We start from the raw sequence: 25,021 nt of genomic DNA, 5'->3' as shown, positions 1-25,021 counted from the left end.
GCACAACGGGGACGCCGACTGATGGATCTTGACGCTCTGCGCTTCGCCAACTTCAAGCTCCTCGACGACGCCGTCGAGGACTGGGGCCATATCGTCCGGAACCTGGAAGCCCTGGCGGAGGACGCCGAGAAGGGCCTGCACCAGGCTGCGAACAAGGCCGAATGGGCCGGTGAGAACAGCCTGGTCACCAAGGAGTTCATCGGCAAGACAGCCGGGGAGTTCCAGGACGCCCACACCCAGGCGCAGACGATCCACAACATCCTGAGCGACACCGCCGGTGAGCTGAAGGGCTACCAGAAGCAGCTCAACGGGGCGATCGAGCGCGGACTGAAGAAGAACCTGACGGTGATGGACACCGGCGACGGCGGCTTCACCGTGACGATGAACGTACACCCCGACCGGGCCGCGTCCGGCTACACACCTCCGGAACACGACGAACACGACGTCACCGCCCTCCGCGACGAGGTCGAGGGCATACTCACCAAGGCGACGGAGAGCGACAACTCGGCGAAAACGGTACTCACGGCTCTCGCCGACCAGACCGACTACGGCTTCTCGGACGCGGCCTACAAGGACCGCGACTCGGCCGACGCCGCCATCAAGGAGGCGGACGAGCTGGCAGCCCTGGCCAAGAAGGACCCGGAGGACCTGTCGCCCGCCGACTTCGACAAGCTCAACGCCGGGCTGAAGCAGTACGCCGACGACCCGCTGTTCGCGGAGCGCTTCGCCACCGGGCTCGGGCCGGATAAGACACTCGAGTTCTGGGCCGGGATCAACGACCCCCACAAGGCGGCCCGGCTGGGCCCGGAGCGCGTCGACCAGTACGGCGACCTGCAGCGCAACCTCAGCCTGACGCTGGCCACCGCCTCGCACAGCGACTCTGCCGCGATGACGGTGTGGAAGGGCAGGATGGTCGACCTCGGCGATCAGCCCGTCGGTGGTCAGGTGGGTCCCATGGGCTTCCAGGTCATGAGCAACCTCATGCGGGCCGGCGACTACGACGACCAGTTCCTGAAGAGCTACGGCACCGCTCTCATGACCACCGAGCGCAAGCTCACCGGAAACGGCGAGCACGCCAACATGGCCTGGCAGCACATGGGCATGGACCCGTGGCTCAACCGCATGGGCGACGACAGCGGCGACGACCCGTTGACGGGCTACCTGAAGGCGCTGTCCAGCAGCCCCGACGCGGCCACGGGCTTCCTCAACGAGGAGTACCTGCCCAAGGGCGGAGACCATAAGGAGGCCGTCTCAAACTTCCAGTACCTCTTCGAGGACCGGGAGTGGCCCAAGGAGACCAGCCTCAAGGGCGACGACATCTTCACCGGGCAGAACAACCTGGCGATGGCCATCGAGGCGGGCACGACCGGGCATCCGGCGGGCGAAATCCCGACGGCCGACACCCCGGCGCACAACGACCAGCAGGCCAATCTCATGGCGAGCGTGGTCAAGTCCGTCAGCGAAGACCCGAACCGTCTGACCGACCACGGTTACATGTCCGACAGCATCGGGCAGATGGCGTCGGAGTACCTTCCGGACATCAACCGGGCCACTACGGATGTGAGGCCGGACGGGGACTCCCCAGACTGGCAGCAGATCGAAAAACTCTTCCCTGTCTCCGGGGCATCGGCACAGATGAGCCACGCCGACGTCTCCCGCTTCCTGATCACGGTCGGGCAGAACCCCGAGGGCTACTCCGCAGTGGAGGTCGGCCAGAAGGCCTACATGGCGAACCTCATGGACTACCACATGAATCCGGACCTGCCCGCGGACCACCGGTACGGGCAGAGCATGGAGAACACCATCACGGAGATCTCCAGGCGGTCGGCAGAGGTGGGAGGCTGTCTGGCCATCGGCCGTCAGGAGGCTGTGCTGGGCCCCGCGAAGGAAGCGGACGACGCCTACAACCACGCCGTCTCGCAGTGGCAGAACGTGGCGAACGGCGTTGTCGGCACCGGTATCGGCGTGGGAACGAGCTTCATCGCCACGCCGGTTGTGGGCGCCGCGGTCGGTGGTGCCGCCGGTACCGTGAGCAGTGTCGTGCTCGGAGAACTGTTCAACGGCGTCGAGGGCAGCCACCTGGAGGACAGCGGGCTGGATTCCGCCAAGCTCTGGGAGGACAGCCGCGACCGCAGTATCGCCCTGGCGCAGAAGGCCGCCAACGAGGCGGCCAAGGCCCACCACGTCTCGTATGCGGACCAGGTGGGCGAATGGGCACGTTACGGCACCGGTGACGGCTTCAACGATGCTTCCACCGACGGGCGACGCATGGCCGACGATCTCCAAACCGAAATTTCCTAGCAGGAAGCGACACCGATGCAGGTCCGCCACTCCCACTTCCTACTCTCACGCGTCGTCGGTCTCTTGGCGGTCCCCGCTGTGGGCCTGGCCATGACCGCATGCTCGCCGGGAGCATCATCAGCGAAGCGGGAATACGCCGTTCCATCGTCGCTGTGCGGAACACCGGTGCCCGCGTCGGCTCTCGAGCCGCTTCTTCCGGCCGGGAAGAAGATCTCGTCCCGGAAGAGCGGCTCGCCCGGCTACGCCCGATGTCAGGTCTCGGTCGACGGACAGCTCGTCCTCTCGAGCATCATCGAGCGGTGGCAGCCGAGGACCACCCTTTCGAACGTCGCCTTTGGCACTTACGGCCTGACCGCCGCGAGCATCAAGATGGAAGCGCAGCGGTTCATCGTTTCCGAGTCGGCCGCAGTGGAGCGCGTGGACTGCAACCCGAAGCGGAAGGACGCCGCCGAAGTCTTCACGGTGATCAGAAAACACCACGATTCGGTCGACGCAGCCGCCATGGAAAAAGCGATCGCCGAGTTCGCCGATGCGGCGTCCACATCCGCGGAGTGCACCGAAAAGGACACTTGAGGGAAGGAACGCGAGACTGGGTGGCCTCGCGCCGATCGACGGGAGGCCACACCGCTTCAGAAAGTCGTCAGGGCTTCGAGCGCGCTGTCATACATGACGAAGACTCGGTTGCCCGCGGCGGCGAGACGGACATTGTCGAAATGGGGCAGCGGGTAACGCCACACCTCGTCGCCATCGGCCGCCTTGGCTGCAATGAGCTGCGTCGGATACGACTCCATGCCTGATGAGTCGAATGCCCACACGGCGTGGACCGCCACCAGAATGCGACTCTTGTCCAGCGAGGTCATTGTTTTGCCGACGTAACCGGTACGCTCGGGCGTCCACATGCGGCTGCCGTCGCGCATGTCCAAGCGCATGGGGTAGTTGCCATCGCTCGCATAGATCGCCTCCGCACCGACGGCCGGCGAGCCCCAGCCATCCCGGACGCTGCCGCCTGTGGACTTCGTGCTCCAGATCATCTCCCCATCGCTGAGTCTGCGCGCTTCGAGTGCCCTGCCGTTGACATACACGGTGCTTCCGTAAATGAACGGACGAACCTTGATGTCGTGTTCGTCGAACTGAGCCGTCCGGATCCATGCGGCACGGCCGTCGCTCGTCCGCACCGCGAGAACGCTCCCGTTCGACGCCGACAGGACAAGCCTGCCCTGCCCGACGGCGGCGGGGTTGATCAAATTCTCACGGAAATCAGCCGGTACGGTGGCCGTCCACCGGACCTTCGCGTCCGAGCGACCGACGCTGCGCACGCTGCCCTCCTTCGTGAGGACGTACACCGCCTCCGCGTCGGCGGCGAGCATCGTCGCCGCTTCCGCGTCTGAACACACCCATTTGGCCTCTCCGGTGGACGGAACGAAGGTACGCAGTGCGCCCTGGCTGTCGACGCACGCAACCAGCCGATCCGACAGCGACAGGTACCCGCCCTTCGCCATGATGTCCGGTGCACTCCAGCGCCGCTTGCCGTTCGTGACGTCGTGCCCCGCGATACCGCCGCTCGCGGCGCCGAAGACGAGGACGTCCCGTACCGGCAGCAGCCCGGGCGAGTAGATGTCCGCCACATCGCTCAGTGACCAGATGTTCGCAGGGTGGTCGCCCACGGGTTCGTCCCTGCCGAGGCGGCGGTCCAGCCGCTCGATGGGGGTCCGCACAGCCGGTGGGATGTCGAACGGGCCGCTCGTCTTCGGGCTCCGGGATGCCGTGCCGTCCCGCGTGCCGAGCCACCAAGCCGTCGTACCGCTTGCGGCCGCGACGGCCACACCTGCCCCGGACAGACCGGTGAGGAGTCGTCGCCGCGTCAGGGTCGGCGAGCCGGCGGTCCGCTGCGCCGTGATGTGAGTCGTCAACCGTTGGGCATCGGTCTCACGTGACTTGATCGCGTCCGCGACGTTCCCTCGCCGCCACACCCGACCGGCCCCCTTGGGCGCTGACATGGCCTGGGCGATCTGAAGAGGCACGGGGCGGACAGCCGGATCCTTCGCCAGACACGGAGCGATGAGAGTCCGCAGGTGGGGGGACATGCCGTCCAGTTGCGGCTGACCGTGTACGACCTCGTACTGCAACGCCGCAACGTGATCGCCGTCGAAGGCGCGTCTGCCGGTGGCGGCGTACACGAGCACGGCTCCGAGGGAGAACACGTCCGCAGGCGGCGCGACGCGCTGTCCCAGGACTTGCTCGGGCGCACCGTAGCCAGGAGTGACGGGGATCTGACCGGTGTTCGTGAGGGTCAGCCCGTGTTCGGGACGGGCGATGCCGAAGTCGATTACGCGCGGCCCTTCCGAGGTGAGCACGATGTTCGGCGGCTTGAGATCTCGATGGACAAAGCCCGCGGCGTGAATGTCGGCAAGAGTCCGTGCCAAGGACGTCGCCATATCGCGCAAGGCAGGTTCGGAGAGTGGACCGTATGTGTCGACCACCTGGTCCAGGGTGAGGCCCGCCAGGAACTCGGTGGCAATCCAAGGTCGCGCGGCCTCCGTCTGCGCCCCGAGTACGGCTGCGATTCCCTTGCTGCGCACGGCCTGGGCCGCATGAGCCTCGCGAACGAAGCGCTGGGCGAGATTCGTGTCGTGAGCGAGTTCGGGACGCAGCACCTTGACGGCGGCGAGGACGCCGGCGCCGTCCTGACCCACGTAGACCTTGCCCATCCCGCCCTCGCCGAGGACGCCGAGCAGGCGATAGGGGCCGAGACGGACCGGATCGCCGGTGCCGAGGGTTTTCATGAAGGTCGGTCCTTCTGCCGAGGGCACGAATTCGGTGTCCGCGATGCTGTCGTGGACGGTGACAAACTAGCGGCCCGCTCGTGGCTACTTGAGCGGGTAGGCGGAGAGGCGGTCCGGGGCCACGCCGAGGATCAGTCCGGACTGGGCATCCATGTGGAACCGCTCGGCTGCCGTCTTGTACGTCAGGGCGGTTCCGTGGCCGGACAGGGAGATGGCCCGCAGTTGCATCCCGTTCCTGTAGAACGCGTAGCTGGCGCCGACAACTGGTTGCCACCCCGTGTACGCCTGGTCCGCCTCGGCTGTCGCTTCGGCCCACAGGGTTTGCCCCCGTTGCGCGTCCACGGCCGTGAGCCCAACCCCCTTACGTACGGCGTAGAGCACGCCCTTCTTCAACGCGGGCGGGCTGTAATCCCCGTCGCCTTCAAGGGTCCATACCTGAGCCCCGTCACTCAGTCGCAGTGCACGCAGCTGAGCACCACCGAGGTAGAGGTACTTTCCGTCCGAGACGATGTCGCTCCTGAGGGAGTCGGGGTCCCCGACATCGCACGGCTTGTCCCACAGGACGGCTCCGCTGGCCGTGTCGCGGACGACGACATGCACCTTTCGGTCAGCCACCTCCTGAAGCGTCACCAGGCGGCCGCCGACGACCTTCGCGGCGAGGAAGTGCAGCCGGGTGCTCGTGGTCGACCGCTTCGGCAAGGACTCCTTCCAGAGCGTCTTGCCGGTCCTGAAGTCCGCGGCACGCAGGGTCCAGATCTGTGAGGGCTCAAAACCCGTGCCGGATGGCCCCTTCCCGGATCCCAGTGCCACGTACACGATGTCGTCGGAGACGGAGAGGATCTGGTTCGGCTGAATGTTGGGATTGGTGTCAGCGAAACGAACCGAGGTCGGCTTCTCGTAACGCTGACTGTCCTCCCAAGTGACGATCGCCGTTGACTGCGGATGCGGCTGCGGCTGCCCGGAGTAGTCCTGATCGAGCGAGCAGAGCCGACCGTTGCGGACCGCCGTCTGCCACCAGGTGCCCGAGACGAGAGCGTCCCGTTGAGCCCGCCCAGTGGACGGGTCGAAGCGTTTGGCGCGCCCGTTCAGCGGCAGCACGACGGATCCGTACGCGTGGTACGGCACCGTGAGGCCCCAGCCGTCCATCGTGAGATCGATGTTTTCGCCGTAATGCCACAGCGGATCGAGGTTACGTGTCTGCCGCGGCGCCTTCTTCGACTTCGGAGCGGGTGCGGCACGCCCTTGGTACCACCACGCGGTCCCGCCCACGATTGCGGTCAACACGAGCGCCCCTCCCGCAGCCAGGAATGCCCGTCGCGAAGGGCCTCGCCCGAGCGGTGCGGCGACTGCGGAGAGATCCCTCTCGGCCGAGGGCGCCGGAAGCCGCTGCGGTACCAGCCGCCAGACGTCGGCAGCCCGCCGCCCGATGTCCGCGAGCAGCTCGTCGGGAAGGTGATCGGCGAAATCGCCGGCTCCGTCGTGAAGGTGAGCCGCCAGTTCGGCCGTCGTGGGCCGCTCGCGCGGATCCTTGGCCAGGCACCTGGCGAGCATCGGCGTGAGCGAGGCCGGTACGCCGCTGAGGTCCGCCTGCGTGTATCGCACCCGGTAGAGCAGGTCCGCCGCCTGGCCGTGCCCGAACGGGGCGTGCCCGGTGGCCGCGTACACCAGCACGCCGGCGAGGGCGAACACGTCACCGGCCGCATCGTGATCCTGCCCGGTCGCCTGCTCCGGGGACATGAAGGCAGGTGTGCCGACGGCGGAGCCGGTACGAGTCAACCGGTCGTCCCCGATGGCCCGCGCGATGCCGAAGTCGATGACCTTCGGCCCGTACGCCGTCACCAGGATGTTGGACGGTTTGAGGTCGCGGTGCACCACATCGGACCGATGCAGCTGGCCGAGCGCCGAGCACAGCGCAGCGCCCAAGGCCCGTACTGACTGTTCGGGCAGGGGTCCCCCCGCTTCCACGGCCTCGCCGAGCGGGGGCCCAAGCACGTACTCCGTGGCGAGCCAGGGCGTCTCCGCGAGGGGATCCGCGTCCATGACCCGCGCCCCGAACTCATCGCCTATGACCCGAGCAGCGTCCACCTCCAGCCGGAAACGGGTGCGTGCGGCCGGATCGGTGGCGATGGAGGCATGCATGGTCTTCACAGCCACGGTGCGCCCACCGGAGGAACGCGCCACGTAGACGGTGCCCATGCCTCCGCCACCGAGTCGGGCGATGAGCCGGTAGGGGCCGAGGGCGACGGGATCGTCGTGGGTGAGTGGAGTCGGCATGGAAATTCTTGTCGTCAGTTGCTGGGGTGGCGGACTGCGGCGTCCGGAGACGGCGCGCGACCCTGTGTCCAGGCCTGTTGCTGAGGCGTTCGCACCTCTGCGGCCAGCACTGACGCCGCCTGATGAACGATGGCGGCGATGAGTCGGGCAGGCAGCCAGCCGGGGCCGAGCAGCGTGTCAGCACGCGAAGGGGCAGCGAAGCCCACCGGAGCGTCCGGTTGGGTTCGCCCGGTCAATTCTTCTGTCAGTTCGGGGAGTTCCGGCCGCTGTGCCGGGTCACGGGAAAGGCACCGGGCGATCAGGGAGCGCAGTTCGGCCGGAAGTTCCTCTCGTTCCGGCATGGTGTATCCGGTGGCCGCGTAGGCGAGCGTGGCGCCGAGTGCGTAGACGTCACCCAGTGGGCGCGGCCGGCCACCCGCGGCCTGCTCGGGCGGCAGGCTGCCGGGATCGAGCCCGGGGATCTCCTGCCGTGGGACACCGTCAGGTGCGGCGGCCCGTGCCGCTCCGAAGCAGGTGAGGCGGGGTCCGTCCACCGCGATGAGCACTGCGGACGGACAGAGGCCCGCGTGAGTCAGGTTCTGTCCGTGCATCACGGCGAGGTTCTCGGCCAACGCCACGGCGAGAGCCCGAACGGTCCGCTCGGGCAGCGGCCCCCCGTGCAGGGCAAGGGCGGTGGGCAGCGGAAGAGCGGGCACGTAAGGACGCGCGTGCCACGTCTGGTCGCCGGGAGCGGCGAGTTCGACTGCCGGGAGAACCCAGGATCCCAGGAGATACCGAGAGGCATCGGCTTCGGCCATGAAGCGCTGCGGATCGACCGTCGCCAGAGGTGTGCTCAGCAGTACGGTGCGGTTTCCGTCGGAGCTGCGGGCGATGAAACGGTATTCGGATACGGGTGCGTGCGCAGGCATGCGGGTGTCGAGTCGGGTGACCACCGTGTACGGACCGATTGACCGCGTATCGCGGGTTCTTGATCCAGTGCCTGCGCGCATGTTCATCGTTCGTCCATTCGGCTCACCTCACCGGCTCGGCACAGCAGCAGGGTGGGCGCCTCCCGCGCGCGCCCACCCTGGAGTTGCTTCCTGCGAGCCTCGTTCTACTGGAAGTAGCTGGAGGCCTTCTTGTCGCCTTCCATGTACGTACCGCCGGACTGGGCGACGACGTGACCGATCCCGGTCAGCGCCTGGTGGATGTCGTTCGCCTCCTTGTCCCAGCGGTGCAGCTTCTCGTGGAAGGTGTTCTGGGCCTGGCCCTCCCAGTACTGCAGGCTGCTCACCACCATCTTGCGGAGCTCCTGCAGGTCCTGCTCGAGCTGGCTCGCCTCGTTGCCGATCTTCGTCGCCGCGATGTCGAGCCCGTCGTAAGTTACTGACAGTCCCTCAGCGTTGTTGGCCATGGCTGTTTTCCTCGTCTCGCCGATGTGTGCCTGTTGGGTGCGCCGGTTGCCCGGCAGTAGCTCTGAGTGCCGTTCGCCTCGTGAAGAGGCCGAGCTCAGTAGGAGCTGAGGGAGGAGGACTGAACCGTGGGAGCGCCGTCCTGGACGTCGATCTTGTTGACGGCCGCGCGCACCTCGTCTTCCTTGCTGTCCTTGATGTTGCGCGTCGCGGTCATCGCCTCGATGACGTCACCGAGGATGTCGCCGATGTTCTTCAGCGACTCGTTGATCTCGTACTGCTTCTTGTCGAACGCGGCACGACCGATGCCCTGCCACTGACCCTCGAGGCCGTCGATGACGCCCTGAAGGCCGTGCACGCGCTTACGGATGCCCTCGTACTTCTCGGCCATCCTCTTCTGCAGGTGAATTACTGCGGCATCTTCGAGCTTCTGCTTGTCGGCCATGTCAGCCCGCCCTTTCTTGTCTGTCTCTTCGGTCCAACTGTTTCGGCTCACCGCTCTTGTGGTGCGTTGTGGCGGTGAGCCCGCACTGCATGCCCTATCCCGAAAACACAGGGCTACATACGACTGCCGACGTCACCTGGCACGCCGAGCCCACATGACGGCAGCCCCTCCGCCACCGATCACGATGACCGCGGCGACGACGCCGAGTGCGATCCAGAGGGTGTTGCTGTCGTCCGACGACTCCGTGCTCGATCCTGCCGCCGAGGTGCCGCCGGTAGAACCCTTTGCGGGGGCTTGTGACGGGGTTGATGCAGAAGAGGATTCGGAAGAAGAAGCTGCGGCGGAAGTTCCTGCCTTGGCCAGGAGGTCGCCGCCGTTGTCCTTGGCAAGCGGGTCGGTGTGCGCTGGGCCCGCATCGTACTTGGGGTCCTCAAGAACCAGGCGGGGGCGAATAAGGCCATAGCCGGCGTACTTACTCGGGTTGTTCTTGTCCCACTTGCGACCTGCCGTGTCAATAAGAGCTCGGGTTACCTGGTTCACCGTCCAGTCAGGATGCGCGGACCAGATCAGCGCGGCAGCGGCGGAGGTGATTGCGGCCGCCGAACTCGTACCGTTCACGTTGTCACAATAGGAACGGAAGCTTGCGTCACACCATCCGGGGAAGCCTTGGCCCGGGGCCGAAATGTCCACGTAGTTTCCGGACGAGGAGAACGGCGACACCGTGAGGGACTGGTTCGCCGAGGCTACGCCGACTACGTACGGGAACGCAGCCGGATATTCGATGGTGTCCCCAGACTTGCGCCCGTCGTTACCCACAGCGGCGACCAGCAGCTTGCCCTTCGACGCCGCGTACTCAATAGCGTCCTTTTCGTTGGAGCTCGGCCCCTCTGCTCCGAAGGACATGTTGATGATCTTCGCGTCGGTGTCGGCTGCGGCGCGGATCTCGTCTGTGGCGTCGGGCGTCTTCTTCTTCTCTTCGGCCCCGCCATTGAATCCGTCGAACACCGAGCGGTAAGGGACGATCTTCGCACCGGGCGCCAGGCCCTTCAGGCCGCCCCCTGCTCCCGTGCCTGCGATGAGCTCGGCCATGGTCGTCCCGTGGCCGAGGTAGTCGTCCGTCGCTCGGTACGCGACCGCCTTGGGGACTTCGTCCATCAGGACTTGCCCCTTGAGCGACGGGGTCTCCGCGTTCACACCGCTGTCGATGACAGCGACCTTCACGCCCTCCCCCGTGCTGACTTTCCACATCTTCTCGGCCTGCATCGGCCCCAGGTACCACTGCTTCGACTGAACGTCGGATGCGACAGCATTCGGAGCGAAGCTCACAGCCGTGGCCGTAAGGACACCGGCGACCGCGCCCACAGCTCGCACTCGTCCGCTGCAGCGCGTTTCGCGGCCCGCAACGCGCTCGGCTCGTCGGGTGGTCCGTGACTTCATCGTTTCCGTGTCCTCGTTCGCACTCAGTCGACCACCGGCGGCACATCACGCCGGGGCTTGTTGGGCAGGTGTGTCTCTTCGTCTTCGACGAGATAGTCGGGACGCGGCGCCGCCTGGGCGTTCTCCTCTTCCCCCGGCTTGCCGTGGTGGCCGGTACCGCGCACAAGTCCGGCGCCCCCACGCGTCATGCCGTTGCGCTCGGCGCCTGCGACGGAGTTGCGTGTGGACGGTCTGCCCGTAACGGCTTCCGACGCTCCCGCACCCGTACGGGAACCGGTCGCACTCGAACCCGGCCTCGCGGTGGAGTCGGGCGCTCCGACGACACCGCGCTGCCCCACTCGGCCGGCCGTGGGGCGGGAGTTGGCTGCCCCCTCGCGACCGATGACGGTACCGCGAGGGATTTTCGACCCGCCCTTCGCCGGAGTGCCACCGGTGCTCGTGGGCCGTCCCCCGACGACCCCGTTAGAGCGACCGGCGCCGGTCGTCGGCCCGGCGTTTACCCGTGGCGTCGCCGAACCGCCGGTCTTCGGCGTACCGCCGGTGACCCCTCGGCCCATCGACGTCGGCTTCGACCCGGAGGTGGAGCCCTTGACCGCGGACTGCCCCGTCGAGGCGGAGCGACCCATCTGGTTCATGGGCCCTTGTCCGGAGGTACGTCCGGAAGCCGGATTGGCCGTGCCGGACGTACCCACACGGCCTTGAGCGGACGGAGGCGTGCGGAAATTGCCTGCGCCGCTCAGGCCCCGACCAGATGAGGCGCTCGGAACCGGCGTTCCGAAAGGCCCGTCGAACACGGGGGGATGGCCGCCGGTTGCAGGAGGTGTACCCACGACCGGCGGAGTGTGACTGGTACCGGCCGGCGCAGTGGGAGGAAGCAGCGTGCCTACGGTGTCGATGTTCGTACCAACAGGCGCCTCTGGGTACGAGACCTTTCCGGGGATGTGCTTGGCCGGCGTCGTGCCATCGGTCGTCACGTGGCCGGGAACATCACCAGTCACCGAGGTGTGGTGGCCCACAGGAGATACCGCGGAAGCTGCTTCGGCACCTCCGTGCGATCCAGTGCTTGACGCCGAACGGTCGACTTCGCGCACACCCCGGGGGCGAGGCACTCCCACGTCAGGCATGGAGGTGAACGTCGGAGTCTTCTCCTTGACGGGCAGACCCGACAACACCTCTTCGGACACCGCGTAGTACGACGCCAACCGGTTCATCTGGTTGATCGCCTCCTGGCGGTCCTTTTCCACCTTTACAGCGGCGGCGTACCCCTCCTTGTCGGCCGCCTTCTCGGCCGCCGTGAAACGTGTGGGCCGCTTGTGGTTTACCGGATCGCGATCCGGCATGGCGCCCCGTACCGACGCGAGACCTACGGCTGCCGCTGTGATCTGGTCGCCGGCCGTTCCGGCGAAGTCACTCAAGTGGTGGGTGTTGGTGACGAGCTGGGCGCCCCAGCCACGAAATGCATCGCCGGACTCTCCGACCCAGTGAACCTTGTCGATGTGACCGTAGAGTTCGTCCGCAGCCGCCTTGATCGCGTCCCGCGCATCCCACAGGGCCTTGCCCGAGGATTCCAGATCCTCCGGGTCCGTCTGCTCGACCAGGTCGAGCATCTTGTTCAGATCAAGGTCGCGGTGCCCGAAGTCCGTCCGGCCGACGACGGCCTGCCCGAAAGGGGTGGCTCCGACCGCTGCCCTAACGATGCCGTCGAGAAACCCGGCTTGCGGACCGTCTTCCACACCGCGGACGAAATCCGTCACGTCATTCTGCGATGAGACTCGGTTCAGGTCCGCTTCATGCCGCTTGTCCGTCATCGTCACGCCTTCATCTCTGTGCCGGTGCCGGTGCGCCGCTTGCCGCCCTGCTTGTCCTCGATCTTGCCGATCTCCGTCTGGATCGCCCAGAACCGCCGGCGCTGCTCCTCTTCGAGTTTCTCGAAGCCGTTGTACGCGCCCTGAACCGCGATGCCGATCGCCTCGATCTGCAAGTGCAGGCTCTTGGACAAGGAAGTGAGCTCTGCGTGGACTCGGTTGTACTGCTTGTACAAGCCGTGCGCTTCAGGGAAGTCGCTTTCCGCGCCTGAAGTCAGAGAGGTGGGCCTGATCGTCTGAGCCCCAACCTTCGTCGGATTACCTGCGGACGCCTCAAGGGTTGCGAGAACCGCGTCCACTCGCGACACGAACTTGTCCAACGCCTCACCGCTGGCCTCAAGGTTCGCCGCCCTGGTCGCTGACACGCCCCCCACCATGTCTGCCGGAAGCACGACGCTCCTCCCCGTTTCCCCGTACGGCCCACGGGTCCTGACGGACCGGGACCAACTACCCGCTCGCCGTACGATCGCAAAGCGAGCCGCGTCTCACAACGCCTTTACCACTCTAGTCAACCTGCCCAACCGGTCCAACCAAGCATGTGTCTTAACTCGGTTACGAGACCGCACCTGACGCCACGGTTTGTCCCATTTTTCTGTTTGCAGCGAACCGGCACCAGCCAAGCCCCGCGTTGCACCTTCACCACGGATGAACCGGCTACGAAGCGCGGCCGACGCGGACGGCGAAGCTCGTTGGCGATCTTCATCAAACCTCTACACCAAGTCAGGCGCATACCAAGCCAACTGGAATGCGAGCCTGGTGAGTTGCTGGATCCGGCAACACCCTCGCGGGTGAACAGGAATAGTTGAAGAGTGCACTAGGCGTTCTCCAGTCACCTCGGCCGCGCCCCGAGGAGCAGGCATGAACTCACGGGCTGTCGCAAGTACTTGGCACGGGCGCGACTGCGAGCGACAGCGGTGTGCGATGAGCTCACTCCACTGATCTGGAGTGCTGCTCCTCTGTGGAGATCTCGCGCGGGAAAACCGGAGGACTCAGGGAGAGCCGGCGAGCGTTGTACGCGGGCACCGCCTCGGGAGTGTGGGCGCGACCCCGCCCAGTATGCTGCCTGCGTCTTTCTGTCATGCTCAGCAAATCGGAGATCCGACATGCCTAAGTTCCGCAGGTCCGCGGCCATTACGGCCGTTTCGGCAGCAGCCGTAGGCACCCTGCTCTCCGGTTGCTCGGCCTCCGTCAGTGTCGGGGAGTCCACGCCGAAACTGTCCGCCGACAAGCTGGCTTCCACGCTTTCCGCGAAGCTCGCCGCCGCCACTGGGCGGCCCAAGCCGGACGTCACCTGTCCCGAGGACCTCAAGGGCAAGGTCGGTACCACGACCCGGTGCACGCTCACCGCGGACGACGGCAGCACCTTGGGGATCACGGTGAAGGTGACCTCCGTGGACGACGGGAAGATCAACTTCGATTTCAAGGCCGACGACAAGGCTTCGCCCGCCGCGGGCTGAGGTCGTTCAGCGGGGTCGTTCAGCGGGGGCCGCGCTACGACGCGGTCAGCCAAGGGGAGTTGCCGCGCGGACTCGGCGGCGCACGGGGAGAGGCGGAGTCATGGCAGGGCCGGAAGCAGGACAGACGGCGGGCGACGCGACCGCGCGGCCCGTAGGGATGCGGCTGAACCAGTTGCCGGCCGATCCCGGAGGGTCCTCGGGTCCCCCGCCGCTACTCGGAGGGCAGAAGGACCTCGCCTCCTCCCCGGCCGAGAAGAAGGCCGCCGCGAAGGCCATCGAGGACCACATCGAACCCGACACCCGCAAGGCCGGCGACTGGGCGGACACGGAGACCGACTCGGCCGTCTCCGGGCTCCGCGACGGCTGGCACACGTCGGGGGCCCTGAAGAAGGCGCATGGGACATGGGGTGAGCAGGTTCAGAACCTGCTGAACATGCTCGCGTCCGACAAGGCGTCGCTGCGGAGCGCGAACACCGTGCTGCAGAACACGGACATCCAGACCGGGACGAACGCCGGCTCGGTGTCGGTGCTCACCAGTTACTGACGGGACCACCGGGCGCGGTCGCCCGGACCGCCGTCCCGACCGGCACGCTGCCACGCCATGACAACGGGGAACCCATGCCGAACTATCACGAGATCATGACCACCGACCTGTCCAAGCTCTCCACGGCGGCGGACCGTTGGGACGGGATGGCGAAGGAGTTCCACAAGCAGGAGATCGCCTACAAGCGGGATGTGCACGGCGTCTCCACGGGGCAGACCTGGACCGGGCTGAGCGCGGACGCCGCCGGCCGGCGGTTCGACGTCACGCTCAAGCAGTTCCAGAGCGCCCAGGTGGAGGCCAAGGCGGTGGCCTCGCTGCTGCGTGAGGCGCACACCCAGTTCACGGACCTGCGCAAGAAGTTGGAGTCGGCCCGAGCGGACGCGGTCAAGGCCGGCATGGCGGTGTCCGAAGCGGGCGTGGTCTCCTACGACACCACGAAGCTCAGCGACGGTGAGCGCAACGCTCTGCACCACGACCCCGACTACCAGCAGTCGGTGCACTCGGCCGTCGCCTCCTGGCAGGAGCACGTGAACACGGCCGTGAAGAACGTCGTCGAGGCCGATGCCCATGTCGAGACCGCGCTCAAGGCGGTGGTGCTCGACTCCGACGTGAACGACGGCACGCTCACCGGCTTCAACAGCCATGCGCACAGCGGCATCGACAAGTACGTGGCCGAGTCGAAGCAGACTCCCACCAAGCCCGACGGGTGGGTCTCCGACGGGGAGGCCGAGGCCTCGGGTCCGGGTGTCGGCGCGGAGGCGACCGGACCGGACACCGGAGCCGGCAAGCTGGGCGAGGCCGAGGCGCATGCCGACCTCGGGCGCGCGAGCGCGGAAGGCTCGCTCACCAATGGGCCGGTGAAGCTCGACGGTGAGGCCGAAGCCTATGCGGGCGCCAAGGGCTCCGTGAGCGGTGGCATCACCCATGAGGGCATCCAGGGGGAGGTCGGCGCCCTGGCGGGCGGCGAGGCCTCGTCCAAGGGCCGCTTCGACGTCGGCCCGGTCGGCGTCTACGGACGCGCCGAGGGCATGGCGGGTGCCGAGGCCGGGGCCCACGCCGGGGCCGGCCTCGAGGGCGTCAACCTGGGCGCCGAGGCGTTCGCGGGGGCGAAGGGCGGCGGCACCGTGGGCGCGGACATCGGCGGTATCGGGGCGGGTGTCACCGCCGAGGGATGGGCCGGTCCGGGCGCCGAGGCCAATCTGGACATAGGGAAGACCCAGGACGGGAAGTGGGAGTTCAAGACCAGCGTGGGTCTCTCCCCCATCGTCGGTGGCGAAGTGGGCTTCGAGTTCACTGTCGACCCGGACAAGGTCACGGACACCGCGGGCGATCTGGCCGATGCCGTCGGCGACGGGTTGAGCTCGGCCGGTGACGCCATCGGCAGTCTGTTCTGATCCACACTTCTCAGGCCCCTCGCCAGGGCGCACCGCTTCAGGAAGGAGGGCTCGCGATGACCACGAGCCTGCCGGTCCCGATCGACTTCGAGCTGCCGGAGGGCTGGCGCTCGGCACCTCCGGACGAGGTCGGTGCCCCCGGTGCCGCGTTCGTGGCGGTGCATCTGCCGTCCGACGGCGGGTTCACCGCGAACATCACGATCGACGGCGAGTACCGTCCGGACCCGGCGACGCTTCCGGAGATCGCCGACGAGTCGGTGGCACGCCTCGGTCGGGCGATCACCTCGGTCGTGGTCACCGGCCGGCGCGAGACGGGCTCCGCGGAGGCTCCTGGCCTCACGCAGACGCTGTCCTTCTCGACCATCGCCGGCGGAGTGAGCCGCGACCTCGTCCAGTCGCAGGTGTACATGTCCATGCTGGACGTCTCCGATCCGCACAAGCGGGCGGTGATCCGGTTGATCCTCACCTCGACCGCGGCCCAGCATCCGGCCGTCCTGGACGACTTCAGCGACCTCGTGCGCAGTGTGCGCCCGGGCAGTGGCGCGACGTCGTGAAGCGGTCCGCGGGAGCCGGAGGGGCGTTTGTTGTGCCGGCGGCGGTGTCCCTCGTAGGTTGAGCCCATGGGACTCTTCGACAGGCTGACCGGAACCCGGCGTCCCGCGGACGGTGTACCGCCGGTCCCGGCGGAGGAGCTGCGTACGGCCCTGCTCGGGCTCAGCCGGCCGGATGTTCCGTACGTCGTCCGCTACGGTGCCGCGGAGGGCGCCGATCTGGTGGCGGAGTGGCGGATCGCGGAGCCCGCCTGGCAGAGCTTCTTCGTGGAGTCCCAGATCACGCATGCCGTGCGCATCCGGATGCGGCTGGACCGCGACGACCATGAGGTGCGTGCCCTCGAGGAGCAGTGGGAGGTCAGCCGGGTCGGCAGTCCGCCGAGGCTTCAGGTCGCGTCGTCGTACTCGCGCGGGCAGGACCGGACCGTCACGCGGCAGTGGACGCTCGGCCGAGGGGACAACGGTCGTGTTGAGGCGACGGAGACCTTCCGATTCGATGCCGCGGAGCTGCGTGAGCCGCTGCGGAACGCCGTTCTGAAGTCCGGCTGGACCTGGCGTGGGGTCGTCCTCGGCAAGCTCTGACGCCGGGCGGAACGAGAGTCAGCACTCCCCGTCCCGCACCCCGGCCGCCAGCCGGTACCCCCGGAAGGTCAAGACGCCAGGCCTGCCGTTCAGGCCCGGGGGTGTGTAGTCGTCCTTCTTGGAGCGGCTGCGTTCCAGGTGGACGCAGAAGGCGTGGTCCGCGCCGGACGCCGTGACGGTGAGGTGGGCTTCGGTGTCCGTGTTGGCGTCCGCGGGGTCGGCGGAGACGCCGGTCTCGGGGGCGTCTCCGCCGCCGTAGCGGGTCACTTTCTCCTCCGTCAGCGACTCGTAGTCGGTGAAGTAGGACGAGTTGCCCGTCTCGTCCGTCGTGTAGGCATAGCCGTCGAGGTCGTCGGTGGCCTGGTGCACCGCGCTGGTCAGCTCGCCGTCGCTCCAGGACATCCGGTCGGAGACGCCGAAGCCCTGGACGGCCGTGTAGACGCCGCCGACGGCCAGGGCGACGAAGATGACGCGGGCCACGACGAAGGCGGAGTCGGGCAGTTGTGGGGCCGACGGGTTGATGCCGGCGCGCCATGCTCGTACCCGGTCCGCCTTCACACAGGCCATGGCCAGCAGAACGGCGCACAGGGCGAGGAGGAACACGTTCATCTTGGTCAGCGCGTCCATGAGCCGCCTCCCGGCTGCCTCGCGCGCCGGCGCCGTGCGTCGCGGACCGCGACGGCCGTGCCGGTCAGGCCCGCGACGAGGACCAGGCCGCCGACCACCACGTAGGTCGCCATCCGGGTGTCCCGTTCCTCCGCCGTCTCGCCGAAGTGCAGGGGGGTGACCGAGGGGGCCTCGCCCCTGGCGACGCCGTTCTCGGGTTGCGGTGACTGGACGGGGTGCTCCGGGTCCACGTCCGTCAGTGCCTTCACCGGGTCCACCACGCCCCAGCCGACCAGCCGGTCGTGCCCGGGGATCGAGCGTTCCGCGGTCTGCTCGATCTGGGCGGTGACCTCCTGGGCCGTCCACTTGGGGTACTTGGCCTTCAACAGGGCGGCCACGCCCGCGACATACGGTGCCGAGAAGCTCGTGCCGTTGTCCGAGCAGTGGCCGCCGCCGGGCACGGTGGAGATCATGTCGACACCCGGAGCGGCGACGCCCACGAAGTCTCCCGACTGTGAGAACGCCGCCCGCTCGTTGTTGCGGTCGGACGCCGCCACCGCCAGCACGCCCTTGTACGACGCCGGGTACGTCACCTTGACGTTGCCGCCCAGGCCGTCGTTGCCGGCCGAGGCGACGACCACGACCTTCTGGTTCAGGGCGTAGTCGACGGCCTGCTCCAGTCTGGAGTCCGGCCGGACCGCGTTGGCCGTGTCCTGGGAGATGTTGATGACGTCGGCGCCGGCCTGGACGGCGTGGCGGATCGCGTCGGCCAGGGTGAGCGCGGTGCCGTCGCCCTCGGCGTCGTTCTGCTTGACCGGGATGATCGTCGCGTCCGGCGCCAGGCCCACGAAGCCGGTCCCCGTGGCGGGCCGGGCGGCGATGATGCCCGCCACGCGGGTGCCGTGGCCGACCGTGTCCGTGGTGCCCGAGTTGTTGCCGCGCTCTATCTTCTCGCCCTTGGCGTTCTTGGGCGGCAGCAGGTTCTTGCCCTTCGAGGCGTCGACGGCCTTGGTGAGCTGCGGGTTCTTGACGTCGACACCGGTGTCGATGACGGCCACCCGCACGCCCTTGCCCGTGGACTGGGCCCACAGCGCGTCCAGGTTGACGCGCTGCAGCGCCCACGGCCGGCCCGTGTACTTCTTCGCCGGGAAGGTGCACTGGCCGCCGTCCGCGTGGGCCGGGGTGGCGGGGAGGGCGAGGGTGGTGGTCGTGGCGGTGAGAAGCGCCGCGGCGGCCACGGCCGCGGTCCGGGCCACGGTCCTGGGACGTTCGGGTGCCGCGGGCCGGGCACCCGACGGCACCGTGCCCGCGGGCGTCGTCCCCGGCGGCTTCGACTTCTGCATGAGTGCGTTCTCCTCCCGCGCCGCTACGAGCCCTGCGGCTGCCGTGCCGCCGACTCCGACAGGCGCGGGCCGGTCGGCAGGAACCTCGACCATTCGACGGGGATGGGCGTGGGCGTCACGTTCTCGTAGCCGAGGCGGGTCTGGGCGATCTTCGCCTCGCTCAGCTCCTCCTTGCGCCGCTTGGCGGAGGTGCCGATGCCCTGGTCGTCGGTGGCGCTGTCGCTATTGGACTGCAGGGCGTAGCGCAGGCCGGTGTCGGTGACCAGGAAGACGCCGCCGGCCGAGGTCTCGGTGCCCTGGAACTGGCGGTAGAGCTGGCCGGAGCCGGGGGTGACGTAGGCGCTGGAGGAGCCGGTGGGCAGCTGGGCGGGGAAGTCCTTGCCGACCCAGGTGGACAGGGTGGTGGCGCCCTTGGCGCCGGCCGAACGCATGACGTTGCAGAGCGTGTTGCGGCCGCTGGTGGTGCTGGTGCCGTCGTTCACCGTCCTCGGCTTGTACTCCGGCCAGTTCCGGCCGCCGTCGAACGTCGTGCTGTCGACGACCGCGCCGGGGCTGACCTGCTGCGCCTCACCGGCCTGGCCCACGCCGACGAGGACCCCGCTGTTGAGCAGGAGCGTGGCCGTGAACTCGGAGACGCGGGCCACCTTCCCCTTCAGGACGACGTAGTACTGCATCGTCTGCCCGTCGTAGGCCTTGATGACCTCGCCGACCTTGTCGTACTGGCGCAGCAGTTCGGAGGCGCCCGCCTTCTCGCCGGGGGTGCCCTGGATCGACGGGATGGAGATCGGGTCGCCCTTGTGAAGGGTGTCGAGCCAGTCCTGGGAGACGCGCTGCGGGGCGCGGCCCTGGGTGTCGAGGGCCTTGAGGAGTTCCTTGTCGGCGGGGTCGGCGATCTCGTACGCCGTGCCCCGCGCGTCGACCACGTACTGGGTCTTTCCGTCGGGGCCGACGACGTACATCAGGTCGCCGTGGGCGAGCTTGTCGCGCCCGTCCGTCCTGGACCATTCCTTCTGCGCGAGGACGAACGCCGCCTTCTGGATGGCCCGGCCGCCGTCACCGGGGCGTTCGCAGACCGCCCAGCGCTTGGTGGCCGATGCCTCGTCCGGGGTGGGCAGGCGGTCGGGGGCGTAGGGGATGCCGATGGTGGCGCCGTGCGGGGGCTTGCCGCTGTCGAGGATCTTCTCGTCGACGGTGATGACGCTGTCCTTGCCGGGGTCCAGCAGGAGCTTGGCCGAGGCCATGTTGAGGACCGGGTGGAGCTGCTTCTGCTTGCCGGTCTTCAGTACGACGTACCGGGTGGTGGACTTGCTCGCGACGATGACGTGTTCTTCCGGGGTGTCCCAGCCCTTGGGCGCGGTCGGGCTGAACATGCCGATCGCGCCGAACACGGCGAGGACGACGGCGCCGACGACGAGGCCGGGCACCAGTGCCTTCAGCGGCTTCGGGGCGCCCTCCTCGGAACCGGAGGGGGAAGGCTGCAGGAATGACGCGAGCGTGCGGCGCTTCGCGAAGGTGTAGGCGTTGAGTTCGTCCCGCCGTGATGCCATCTGTGTCCGCTCTCTCCCCGTTGCGGAGCCGTGGGGGACCTGTGAAGATCCGTCCCCCGCCCTCGGTTGCCTCTGGTGCCTCGACTGTCAGACCCGGCCCCTACTATGCCTGTTGCGTGGACGTGCGTGTGGCACGGGTAGGGTGCTCAGGGCCTGAAGGGACCGGAGCGCCAAGGGATTTCGGGAGAGTTCGGGGGTTTTGGAGTGATGGCTTCCGCAACGCGGGCCCGGTCGCGATCGCAATCGGGGGCACGATCGGGCGACGCGGGCCGGTCGGGTACCCGCGGCTCTTCTCCCTCCGGGCGGCGTGGTGGGCAGGCGCCCACGACCCCTCAGGGCGCTTTCGCTCCGCATCCGGAGTCCCGCTCCGGGCGCGGCGGTTCGTTCGCGGTGCAGCGGCTGGTGCTGCTGGAGATCGCGGGCGCGCTCGTGGTGTGCGGCTGGCTCGCCGGTACGGTCGCGCTGATCGCCGCCGCCGCGATCGCCGCGGTGCTGGTGGTGCTCGCCGTCGTACGGCGCCGGGGGCGCTCCCTGCCGGAGTGGCTCGGCACCCTGCTGGCGCTGCGGGCCCGCAACCGGCGGGCCGCGAGCACGCCGGTGCCGGTGGGCACCGACTCCGGTCTGGCGCCCGCCGTGGAGTGCGACCCGTCCCTGCGCACCTACAGCCACAGCCGCGGTGACGACCGCGATCAGCGGCCGATCGGCATGGTGGGCGACGGCGGTTTCCTGACCGCGGTGCTCCAGGTGGAGTCGGACACGGGCGCGCTGCGCGCGGAGCGCGGCCGCAGACCGCTGCCGCTGGCCCTCGTGCGAGACGTCCTCGAAGTCGACGGGATCCACTTGGAGTCGGCGCAGATCGTGGTGCACACGCAGCCCGCGCCCGCGCTGCACCTGCCGCAGCAGTCGGTGGTGGTCAGCAACTACGCGCCGCTGCAGGCGGAGACCGGCTCTCCCGCGGTGCGCATCACGTGGGTCGCGCTGAAGCTCGATCCCGAGCTCTGCCCGGAGGCGGTCGCCGCGCGCGGCGGCGGGCTGCTCGGGGCGCAGAAGTGCCTGGCGCGCTCGGCCGAGCACCTGTCGAGCCGGCTGACCGGCGCCGGGTTCCGGGCGAGTGTGCTCAACGAGGAGGAGCTGACGGCGGCCATCGCCACCTCGGCGTGTGCCAACCCCATGGTGACGGCGCAGGCCGCCCAGGCAGGGCGGGGCGAGGCGCCGCAGCGCCGCACCGAGGAGTCCAGCCGTAGCTGGCGCTGCGACAACCGCCGGCACACCACCTACTGGGTGCGCCGCTGGCCGCAGCTGGGCGGATCCGGCGGCTCGCTGGCGCAGTTGGTGGCGCGACTGACCGCGGTGCCCGCGCTGGCGACGACCTTCAGCCTGACCCTGGCCAGGGGTGCGCAGCAGAACGTCTCCATCACCGGTCATCTGCGGATCACCGGCCGCAGCAACCAGGAACTGACCGACGCCCGGCGCGATCTGGAGCGTGCGGCGCGCGAGGCGCGGACCGGACTCGCGCGTCTGGACCGGGAACAGCTCCCCGGCGTTCTGGCCACCCTGCCGCTCGGAGGTGCCCGCTGATGGCCATCACGACTTCGCCCACCCAGCCGGGTGGGTCACGTCCCGGCGCGGCCCCGTCGCGCGCGGGTCTCGGCGAGCGGCTGCGGACCGGCTTCGGCCTGCTGGGCCCCCGCCATCCGCGGCACACACTGCCTGTTGAGCAGGCCGACGCGCTGTCCCTGCCGATCGGCGACGACGGTGTGGTGGTCGGCGTCGACACCGAGGGGCAGCCCGCGGTGCTCGGGGTCAACCGTCCGACGCCGTTCGACATGGTGCTCATCGGCGGTCTGTGGACCGCGCAGGTCATGGCCCTGCGCGCGGCGGCCACGGGTGCCCGGGTGGCGGTGGAGACGGGGCGGGCCCAGGCCTGGATGCCGATGGTGCACGCCATGGGCGGCGGGCAGAACGGTCTCGCGGTGTACGACGTCGGCCGGGTGCCGCCGCAGGGCGCCTCGGCGGGGACGCCGGTGCTGGTGGTGCGGGACTGCGGTATGCGGCCGCCGCGTGGACGGGTGGCGTCGGCGCCGTGGCAGTCGGTGCTGACGTTGCTGCCGTATCTGAGCCCGGTGGCGCCGAGGTTGATGCGTCAGGCGCGTCTGGTGGGTGTGCAGCGGGTGTCACCGGACGAGGCGGCGGAGATCGGGCGGGTGCTGGCGCTGCCGCGCCCGGAGCTCGAGTCGCTGCCCACGCTTCCGGACGGCGTGACCCTGTGGTGCACCGAGCGGGACCGGCAGTACGTGATGACGCGGGCGACGGACGCCGAGACCGGACTGCTGGGCGTGGCACGCCGGATGGACTGACTCGCGTCCAACTTGGCCCGTTTTGGTTCTGGATTGGCGACTTTTCGCGTCAATTCCGGCGCCGTCCGGGGCTGGACGTGGTGTGTTTTCGTCACGTTTTGGTGTACGTCGATGCGTGCCGCGCCCCTCGTCGGCCCGGTGTGACGCCGCGGAGCAGGCAGGTAAGGGGCGGACGGGCCTGCCGGGCCCGCGCTTTTGGTGATTAGGCTGGGGCAGGGCACGTCGCGAGTTCCCGCGAGCGGGCGGAGCGGCTTCGCGACTGAGGGGCCAGTGGCCCACGTGGGGAAGCCCTGGCGACATCGCACGACGGAACGGGGCGCCCCGAGCACGGCATGAGGGTGCCCGACCACACCAGGAGGAACTGTGAGCAGCGATCGGGACGGGATCCGCGGGGGCTGGGCCACACCCGGCGATGACCAGCCCGACGCGGAATCGGCCATCGAGACCACCGGCGAGTTCACCATCGACTACGCCCCGCCCGCCTGGTACACGCAGAACGCGTCCGGGGCGCCGGGGGGTTCCGGTGGCGCGGGCGACAGCGGGGACGCGCATGGTTCCGGTACGGCCGACGGCCCCGGCGCCTCCGGTGCCGCTCCGCTTCCGCAGTTCCCGTCCGGGTCGCCCGATTCGGGGCCGACTCCGCCGCCGTACGCGACTCCGGCGGCCGGTACGGCGTCGCCGGGCGCCCCGTACGCCCCGCCGGTCCCGCCCGCTCCCCCGGCGCACGCGCCGGGTGCGCCCTTCGCACCGCCCGCTCCCGCCCCGGGGGCTCCGTTCGCCTCGCAGGATCCGGCCGGCGGCCCCGGTGCGCCGTACGCCCCTCCCGCGCCGCCGACCGGGAGCCCGGTTCCGGTGCCGCGGTTGCCCGAGGGGTTCGAGCCGCAGCGGTCTTCGTGGCCGGCCGAGCCGCCCCGGCAGGAGAGCACGGCTGCGGCCGCCGCGCCGGTGGCCGGGTCCGAGCCGGAGAGCGGGGACCTGGAGAGCGGGGCGACCATGCGGTTCTCCGCCGTCGCGCTGCAGCGCGAGATGGCCGAGATCGCGGAGCGCGCGGCCGCCGCGGAGAGGGCAGCCGGCACCGCGGACGAGGATTCCGCGCAGGGTGCCGGACCGCTCTCCGAGGGCGGTGAGGTTGCGGCTGGGGCCGAGAGTGAAATCGCTTCGCCGGAGGGCTCCACCGAGGAGAGCGCCGGCGAGAACGGCGTCGGTGACGGTGACTCCGGGGTCGCCGATGTCGCCGCGACGGCCGGGGACGCCGCGGGAGCGGACGCCGATGCGGCCGCTTCCGCCGGGCCGGCCGAGGTCACGGAGCCTGCCGGATCCGCCGAGTCCGACGACTCCGCCGAGAGTGCGGCCGGGGCCGGTCTCACACATGAAGCGGAAGGCGAGACGGAGGCAGAGGCCGCGGCGGGCATCGCCCCCGAGAGCCGGAACGAAGGCGACGAGGCCGCCGAGCCCGCCGTCGCCGCGCCGGCGCAGGACGGCACGGCTGCCGACGCCCAGCAGGACTCACCGGAGCCTGGGGACGCCCTGGCGCAGGACGGTACGCCCGAGGACGGCGCCCCGCAGGCCGGAGTCCCGCAGCACATCGCTCCTGCCGATCCGGCCGCTCCCGGCACGCCCCAGGGCGCACCGCCCGCCTGGGGACCTCCGCCCGCGCAGCAGAACGGGCTGCCTCCGCTGCCGCCGTCGTACCAGCCCGCCGCCCCCGCGCCGGCCGCCCAGTGGCCCGTGCAGGGCGCGCACGCGCCGCAGCAGCCGGGCCCGATGCCGGCCGGTCAGGCGCAGCCTGCCGCCGCTCAGGGTCCCGGAGGGGTGCCCGGGCAGCAGCCACCCTTCCAGCCGCAGGCGCCCCAGCCCGCGCCCGCCGCCTGGCACCAGCCCGGTCAGCCGCCGGCCGCCGGAGTCCCCGGGCACCCGGGCCCCGCGCCCGAGCAGCCCGGCGGTTACGGCTTCCCGCAGCAGGGTCAGCAGCAGGCCCCCGCGGGGCCCACTCCCCCCGGCGGCTACGGCTTCCCCCAGCCGGGGCAGCAGCAGTCGAACGCGACCGCACCCCAACCGCAGCAGCCCGGCACGCCCAACCCCCCGGCGCAACCCGGCGGTTACGGCTTCCCGCAGCAGGGTCAGCAGCAGGCCCCCACCGGCCC

At 69.2% G+C, this 25,021-nt stretch carries 21 protein-coding genes; 10 read left to right on the top strand and 11 right to left on the bottom strand.

Features of this window, described 5'->3' with window-relative positions; all coding sequences use genetic code 11:
- Window positions 1-21 precede the first annotated feature (21 nt).
- Both ACFVVO_RS26060 and ACFVVO_RS26055 read left to right on the top strand, forming a co-directional pair.
- Window positions 22-2,301 carry a hypothetical protein gene (locus ACFVVO_RS26060; RefSeq protein ID WP_390058001.1) on the top strand — a complete coding sequence of 760 codons (2,280 nt, stop codon included), beginning with the start codon at window positions 22-24 and terminating at the stop codon, window positions 2,299-2,301.
- Between the two features lie 15 nt (window positions 2,302-2,316).
- Window positions 2,317-2,874 (top strand): hypothetical protein, encoded by a 558-nt coding sequence (locus ACFVVO_RS26055; RefSeq protein ID WP_390058000.1) that lies wholly within the window; start codon window positions 2,317-2,319, stop codon window positions 2,872-2,874.
- Window positions 2,875-2,930: 56 nt separating this feature from the next.
- Here the strand turns inward: ACFVVO_RS26055 and ACFVVO_RS26050 are convergent, their stop codons facing one another.
- The 8 genes from ACFVVO_RS26050 to ACFVVO_RS26015 form a co-directional block, all read right to left on the bottom strand.
- Complete coding sequence (locus ACFVVO_RS26050; protein ID WP_390057999.1) at window positions 2,931-5,084, bottom strand: protein kinase; 2,154 nt, start codon at window positions 5,082-5,084, stop codon at window positions 2,931-2,933.
- Window positions 5,085-5,168: 84 nt separating this feature from the next.
- Complete coding sequence (locus ACFVVO_RS26045; RefSeq protein ID WP_390057998.1) at window positions 5,169-7,358, bottom strand: protein kinase; 2,190 nt, start codon at window positions 7,356-7,358, stop codon at window positions 5,169-5,171.
- A 14-nt stretch (window positions 7,359-7,372) separates the two neighbouring features.
- Window positions 7,373-8,353, bottom strand: a complete 981-nt coding sequence (locus tag ACFVVO_RS26040; protein ID WP_390057997.1) for a serine/threonine protein kinase — start codon at window positions 8,351-8,353, stop codon at window positions 7,373-7,375.
- A 98-nt stretch (window positions 8,354-8,451) separates the two neighbouring features.
- A complete protein-coding gene (locus tag ACFVVO_RS26035; protein WP_390057996.1) occupies window positions 8,452-8,751 on the bottom strand; it encodes a WXG100 family type VII secretion target in 300 nt (99 codons plus the stop codon).
- 95 nt (window positions 8,752-8,846) lie between these two features.
- Window positions 8,847-9,194, bottom strand: a complete 348-nt coding sequence (locus ACFVVO_RS26030) for a WXG100 family type VII secretion target (protein ID WP_390057995.1) — start codon at window positions 9,192-9,194, stop codon at window positions 8,847-8,849.
- A gap of 132 nt (window positions 9,195-9,326) precedes the next feature.
- Window positions 9,327-10,565 carry a S8 family serine peptidase gene (locus ACFVVO_RS26025; protein ID WP_390058024.1) on the bottom strand — a complete coding sequence of 413 codons (1,239 nt, stop codon included), beginning with the start codon at window positions 10,563-10,565 and terminating at the stop codon, window positions 9,327-9,329.
- 89 nt (window positions 10,566-10,654) lie between these two features.
- Complete coding sequence (locus tag ACFVVO_RS26020; RefSeq protein WP_390058023.1) at window positions 10,655-12,439, bottom strand: hypothetical protein; 1,785 nt, start codon at window positions 12,437-12,439, stop codon at window positions 10,655-10,657.
- A gap of 2 nt (window positions 12,440-12,441) precedes the next feature.
- Window positions 12,442-12,861 carry a hypothetical protein gene (locus tag ACFVVO_RS26015; RefSeq protein WP_390057994.1) on the bottom strand — a complete coding sequence of 140 codons (420 nt, stop codon included), beginning with the start codon at window positions 12,859-12,861 and terminating at the stop codon, window positions 12,442-12,444.
- A gap of 738 nt (window positions 12,862-13,599) precedes the next feature.
- Here ACFVVO_RS26015 and ACFVVO_RS26010 point away from each other — a divergent pair.
- The 5 genes from ACFVVO_RS26010 (at window position 13,600) to ACFVVO_RS25990 (ending at window position 17,024) form a co-directional block, all read left to right on the top strand.
- The gene (locus ACFVVO_RS26010) at window positions 13,600-13,953 is read left to right on the top strand and encodes a DUF4333 domain-containing protein (RefSeq protein ID WP_390057993.1); all 354 of its coding nucleotides are present in this window, start codon (window positions 13,600-13,602) and stop codon (window positions 13,951-13,953) included.
- Window positions 13,954-14,053: 100 nt separating this feature from the next.
- Window positions 14,054-14,497, top strand: coding sequence for a hypothetical protein (locus ACFVVO_RS26005; RefSeq protein WP_390057992.1), 444 nt, complete (start codon window positions 14,054-14,056; stop codon window positions 14,495-14,497).
- A 74-nt stretch (window positions 14,498-14,571) separates the two neighbouring features.
- On the top strand, window positions 14,572-15,891 hold the full coding sequence (locus ACFVVO_RS26000) for a hypothetical protein (protein ID WP_390057991.1): 1,320 nt from the start codon (window positions 14,572-14,574) through the stop codon (window positions 15,889-15,891).
- A 56-nt stretch (window positions 15,892-15,947) separates the two neighbouring features.
- Window positions 15,948-16,445, top strand: a complete 498-nt coding sequence (locus tag ACFVVO_RS25995; protein WP_390057990.1) for a hypothetical protein — start codon at window positions 15,948-15,950, stop codon at window positions 16,443-16,445.
- 66 nt (window positions 16,446-16,511) lie between these two features.
- A complete protein-coding gene (locus ACFVVO_RS25990; protein ID WP_390057989.1) occupies window positions 16,512-17,024 on the top strand; it encodes a hypothetical protein in 513 nt (170 codons plus the stop codon).
- Between the two features lie 18 nt (window positions 17,025-17,042).
- Here ACFVVO_RS25990 and ACFVVO_RS25985 read toward each other — a convergent pair whose 3' ends face one another.
- The 3 genes from ACFVVO_RS25985 to eccB all read right to left on the bottom strand — a co-directional run bounded on the left by ACFVVO_RS25985 (window position 17,043) and on the right by eccB (window position 20,520).
- The gene (locus ACFVVO_RS25985; RefSeq protein ID WP_390057988.1) at window positions 17,043-17,651 is read right to left on the bottom strand and encodes a hypothetical protein; all 609 of its coding nucleotides are present in this window, start codon (window positions 17,649-17,651) and stop codon (window positions 17,043-17,045) included.
- Window positions 17,639-18,868, bottom strand: coding sequence for a type VII secretion-associated serine protease mycosin (gene mycP / locus ACFVVO_RS25980; RefSeq protein WP_390058022.1), 1,230 nt, complete (start codon window positions 18,866-18,868; stop codon window positions 17,639-17,641). Before mycP ends, ACFVVO_RS25985 begins: the two co-directional genes overlap by 13 nt.
- A 128-nt stretch (window positions 18,869-18,996) precedes the next feature.
- Window positions 18,997-20,520 carry a type VII secretion protein EccB gene (gene eccB / locus ACFVVO_RS25975; RefSeq protein ID WP_390057987.1) on the bottom strand — a complete coding sequence of 508 codons (1,524 nt, stop codon included), beginning with the start codon at window positions 20,518-20,520 and terminating at the stop codon, window positions 18,997-18,999.
- Between the two features lie 207 nt (window positions 20,521-20,727).
- Between eccB and eccE the strand changes: the two genes are divergently transcribed.
- From eccE to ACFVVO_RS25960, 3 genes are all read left to right on the top strand, one after another.
- Window positions 20,728-22,098: a type VII secretion protein EccE gene (gene eccE / locus ACFVVO_RS25970; RefSeq protein WP_390057986.1), complete on the top strand. Its 1,371-nt coding sequence runs from the start codon at window positions 20,728-20,730 to the stop codon at window positions 22,096-22,098.
- Window positions 22,098-22,877 (top strand): hypothetical protein, encoded by a 780-nt coding sequence (locus ACFVVO_RS25965; protein ID WP_390057985.1) that lies wholly within the window; start codon window positions 22,098-22,100, stop codon window positions 22,875-22,877. The genes eccE and ACFVVO_RS25965 overlap by 1 nt, the downstream gene beginning before the upstream one ends.
- Before the next feature lie 363 nt (window positions 22,878-23,240).
- Window positions 23,241-25,021 (top strand): SCO5717 family growth-regulating ATPase (locus tag ACFVVO_RS25960; protein WP_390057984.1); only part of this gene is annotated, 1,781 nt, incomplete at its 3' end.

Source organism: Streptomyces sp. NPDC058145, assembly GCF_042884245.1.
GTDB lineage: Bacteria > Actinomycetota > Actinomycetes > Streptomycetales > Streptomycetaceae > Streptomyces.
The sequence above is the reverse complement of the archived record's forward strand: the minus strand, read 5'-3'. Positions and strand labels throughout refer to the sequence as shown.

What these genes read in the sequence shown, in the direction of transcription:
- ACFVVO_RS26020 (WP_390058023.1), bottom strand. Translation starts at nt 12,439, where the DNA reads ATGACGGACAAGCGGCATGAAGCGGACCTGAACCGAGTCTCATCGCAG.
- ACFVVO_RS25985 (WP_390057988.1), bottom strand. Translation starts at nt 17,651, where the DNA reads ATGGACGCGCTGACCAAGATGAACGTGTTCCTCCTCGCCCTGTGCGCC.
- ACFVVO_RS26005 (WP_390057992.1), top strand. Translation starts at nt 14,054, where the DNA reads ATGGCAGGGCCGGAAGCAGGACAGACGGCGGGCGACGCGACCGCGCGG.
- ACFVVO_RS26055 (WP_390058000.1), top strand. Translation starts at nt 2,317, where the DNA reads ATGCAGGTCCGCCACTCCCACTTCCTACTCTCACGCGTCGTCGGTCTC.
- ACFVVO_RS26030 (WP_390057995.1), bottom strand. Translation starts at nt 9,194, where the DNA reads ATGGCCGACAAGCAGAAGCTCGAAGATGCCGCAGTAATTCACCTGCAG.
- ACFVVO_RS26060 (WP_390058001.1), top strand. Translation starts at nt 22, where the DNA reads ATGGATCTTGACGCTCTGCGCTTCGCCAACTTCAAGCTCCTCGACGAC.
- ACFVVO_RS26040 (WP_390057997.1), bottom strand. Translation starts at nt 8,353, where the DNA reads ATGAACATGCGCGCAGGCACTGGATCAAGAACCCGCGATACGCGGTCA.
- eccB (WP_390057987.1), bottom strand. Translation starts at nt 20,520, where the DNA reads ATGGCATCACGGCGGGACGAACTCAACGCCTACACCTTCGCGAAGCGC.
- ACFVVO_RS26010 (WP_390057993.1), top strand. Translation starts at nt 13,600, where the DNA reads ATGCCTAAGTTCCGCAGGTCCGCGGCCATTACGGCCGTTTCGGCAGCA.
- ACFVVO_RS25965 (WP_390057985.1), top strand. Translation starts at nt 22,098, where the DNA reads ATGGCCATCACGACTTCGCCCACCCAGCCGGGTGGGTCACGTCCCGGC.
- ACFVVO_RS26045 (WP_390057998.1), bottom strand. Translation starts at nt 7,358, where the DNA reads ATGCCGACTCCACTCACCCACGACGATCCCGTCGCCCTCGGCCCCTAC.
- ACFVVO_RS26035 (WP_390057996.1), bottom strand. Translation starts at nt 8,751, where the DNA reads ATGGCCAACAACGCTGAGGGACTGTCAGTAACTTACGACGGGCTCGAC.
- ACFVVO_RS25990 (WP_390057989.1), top strand. Translation starts at nt 16,512, where the DNA reads ATGGGACTCTTCGACAGGCTGACCGGAACCCGGCGTCCCGCGGACGGT.
- ACFVVO_RS26050 (WP_390057999.1), bottom strand. Translation starts at nt 5,084, where the DNA reads ATGAAAACCCTCGGCACCGGCGATCCGGTCCGTCTCGGCCCCTATCGC.
- ACFVVO_RS25995 (WP_390057990.1), top strand. Translation starts at nt 15,948, where the DNA reads ATGACCACGAGCCTGCCGGTCCCGATCGACTTCGAGCTGCCGGAGGGC.
- ACFVVO_RS26000 (WP_390057991.1), top strand. Translation starts at nt 14,572, where the DNA reads ATGCCGAACTATCACGAGATCATGACCACCGACCTGTCCAAGCTCTCC.
- eccE (WP_390057986.1), top strand. Translation starts at nt 20,728, where the DNA reads ATGGCTTCCGCAACGCGGGCCCGGTCGCGATCGCAATCGGGGGCACGA.